Origin of the sequence: Mesorhizobium sp. M4B.F.Ca.ET.089.01.1.1, from assembly GCF_004022605.1 — a bacterium.
Lineage (GTDB): Bacteria > Pseudomonadota > Alphaproteobacteria > Rhizobiales > Rhizobiaceae > Mesorhizobium > Mesorhizobium abyssinicae.
In genome coordinates, this window is the sequence record NZ_RZOS01000652.1 from 1 (window position 1) to 2,381 (window position 2,381).

The 2,381-nt window shown below is 60.8% G+C and carries 4 protein-coding genes; 3 read left to right on the plus strand and 1 reads right to left on the minus strand.

Annotation, left to right across the window (positions count from 1 at the left end):
- On the minus strand, positions 1 to 967 hold a 967-nt coding region (locus EN780_RS32225; RefSeq protein WP_133372815.1), incomplete at its 3' end, for a D-alanyl-D-alanine carboxypeptidase family protein.
- Between the two features lie 288 nt (positions 968 to 1,255).
- Between EN780_RS32225 and EN780_RS32230 the strand changes: the two genes are divergently transcribed.
- The 3 genes from EN780_RS32230 to EN780_RS32240 form a co-directional block, all read left to right on the plus strand.
- Positions 1,256 to 1,585, plus strand: a complete 330-nt coding sequence (locus EN780_RS32230; protein WP_127284619.1) for a phasin family protein — start codon at positions 1,256 to 1,258, stop codon at positions 1,583 to 1,585.
- Positions 1,586 to 1,862: 277 nt separating this feature from the next.
- Positions 1,863 to 2,189: an ATP-dependent Clp protease adapter ClpS gene (gene clpS, locus EN780_RS32235; RefSeq protein ID WP_187331408.1), complete on the plus strand. Its 327-nt coding sequence runs from the start codon at positions 1,863 to 1,865 to the stop codon at positions 2,187 to 2,189.
- 6 nt (positions 2,190 to 2,195) lie between these two features.
- Positions 2,196 to 2,381: Clp protease N-terminal domain-containing protein (locus EN780_RS32240; RefSeq protein ID WP_133372816.1), on the plus strand; the 186-nt coding region annotated here is incomplete at its 3' end.

Consider the following 2,381-nt stretch of genomic DNA (forward strand, 5'->3'; position numbering starts at 1 on the left):
CTTCGTCTGCAACCGCCGGCTTTTCGTCCGGGGTCGGTGCATCGTGCTTCGGCAGGAACGCCGTGGCGAGGGCGCTGATCGGATTGCCGCCACCGGCCTGGGCGACCAGGGCGCCACCACCGCGCGTCGATGCCCTCGGCATGTAGGCGTTGATCAGACCGGCCATCTGGTTGTCGCGCGAGCGGCCCGAGGCGCCGCCCATCACCACCGCGACGAGCTTGCGATCGCCGTCGTTGACCGACGAGACCAGATTGTAGCCGGAAGCGCGGGTGTAGCCGGTCTTGATTCCGTCCACGCCCTTGATGCGGCCGAGCAAGCGGTTGTGGCCGTTGATGCGCTGGCGGCCGTACAGGAAGGAGCGCTGCGAAAAGTAGCCGTAATATTGCGGGAAGTGCTCCCTCAACGCGATGCCGAGCATGGCCATATCGTGGGCCGTGGTGAACTGGCCCGGATCGGGCAGGCCGTTGGCGTTGCGGAAGACCGTGCCGTTCATGCCGAGCTGACGCGCCTTGGCGGTCATCATGCGGGCGAAATTGGCTTCGTTGCCACCGATCAGCTCGCCCAGCGCCGTCGCGGAATCATTGGCCGACTTGGTCACCATCGACAGGATGGCGGTGTCGACGGACACCGATCCGCCGGGCTTGACGCCGAGCTTGGTCGGCGGCTCGGCCGCGGCGTGGGCGGAGAACGGCACCGGCGTGTTCTTCGATATCCGGCCCTTCGCCAGCGCCTCGAACGTCAGGTAGAGCGTCATCATCTTGGTCAGCGAAGCGGGATAGCGCCGACCATTGGCGTCGGAGGAATACAGCACCTTGCCGGTCTTGGCGTCGATGACGATGGCGGCCGACTTCGCCGCCATCGACGAGGCGGCATCGGCGACGACGACGCCCATCGCCAAGGCGACGATCGTGGCCGCCTTGAGGAATGAGGAGGATTTGGAGACGAAGCCCGACAACGCCTGACGCACTGATACTTCCCTGAATTTTCGTTGCCCCGGAGGCGGCGGCGTGAGCCTGCCTCGCTTCCGGTCAAGCTATCGCGGGCAGCGTTACCAATCCGTTTATGGTAACCGCCGCGTTCACCATTTTCTGGCGATTTGAGCCGCTTTTTATTCGAATTTTGGACTCTTCCCGTCCGCCTATGCCCAGCAAACAGGCAAAAACTTGACTTTTGTGCATCGCACAATATATTTACGGTGCATTGCACAAGGGCGCCCGGGGCAAAAGGGCGTTTCAACCACGAAGGGAAGCGTGAAATGGCCCAGACCTACGAGGACTTCAGCAAATACGGCAAGGAATTTGCCGACACCGGATTGAAGAGCTTTGCTTCGCTCACCAAGGGCGCGCAGGCGATCGCCACCGAAGCGGGCGAGTACACCAAGAAGAGCTTCGAGGCCGGCAGTGCCGCCGTCGAGAAGCTGTTCTCGGCCAAGTCGCTGGACAAGGCGATCGAGATCCAGTCCGACTACGCCAAGCAGAGCTACGAGAGCTTCGTCGCCGAGGCCGCCAAGATCGGCGACCTCTATGCCGAACTCGCCAAGGAAGCCTACAAGCCGTTCGAATCGATCGTCGCCAAGTCGAAGTAATTTCGCCGCAAGGCACTGAAATTAGGCTAGCCGGCCTGCAAGACAGACCCGGTCGCGGATGCGCGGCCGGGTTTTTTCATGTTCGCTCCAATCCGGCGGCTTTGCTGCCTTCACGATTGCGAAAATCGCTGAAGTTTGCCCACCTAGCCATATTGTCAGCTAAACAGAAGGGCTTAAAATCGTTCATCGAACACCTACATGTCGAACTCGCATGGGGATTCGAAAAAGGCAGGACTACGTGACGATCGGTTTGACTGCCACGGCAGGCGTGGTGCGGATGCAGAGTGAAGGCGACGGCAACGAGGCCGGTCGCGGTACGGCCGTCATCACGCGCACCAAAACCAAGACCAAGAAGCCCAGTCTCTACCGGGTCCTCATCCTCAACGACGACTACACGCCCATGGAGTTCGTGGTTCACGTGCTGGAGCGTTTTTTCCAGAAGGACCGCGAAGCCGCCACACGCATCATGCTTCATGTTCACAATCATGGAGTGGGCGAGTGCGGGGTCTATACATTCGAGGTGGCCGAGACCAAAGTGTCCCAGGTCATGGATTTCGCCCGACAGAATCAGCATCCGCTGCAATGCGTGATGGAGAAGAAGTGAGGTAACATGCCGGCTTTCTCCCAAGGCCTGGAAAAGGCGCTACATCAGGCGCTGACGCTCGCCAATGAGCGGCACCATGAATACGCAACACTCGAACACCTGCTGCTCGCGTTGATCGACGACACCGAGGCGGCCGCCGTCATGCGCGCCTGCAACGTCGACCTCGACGAATTGAAGCACACGGTTCTCACC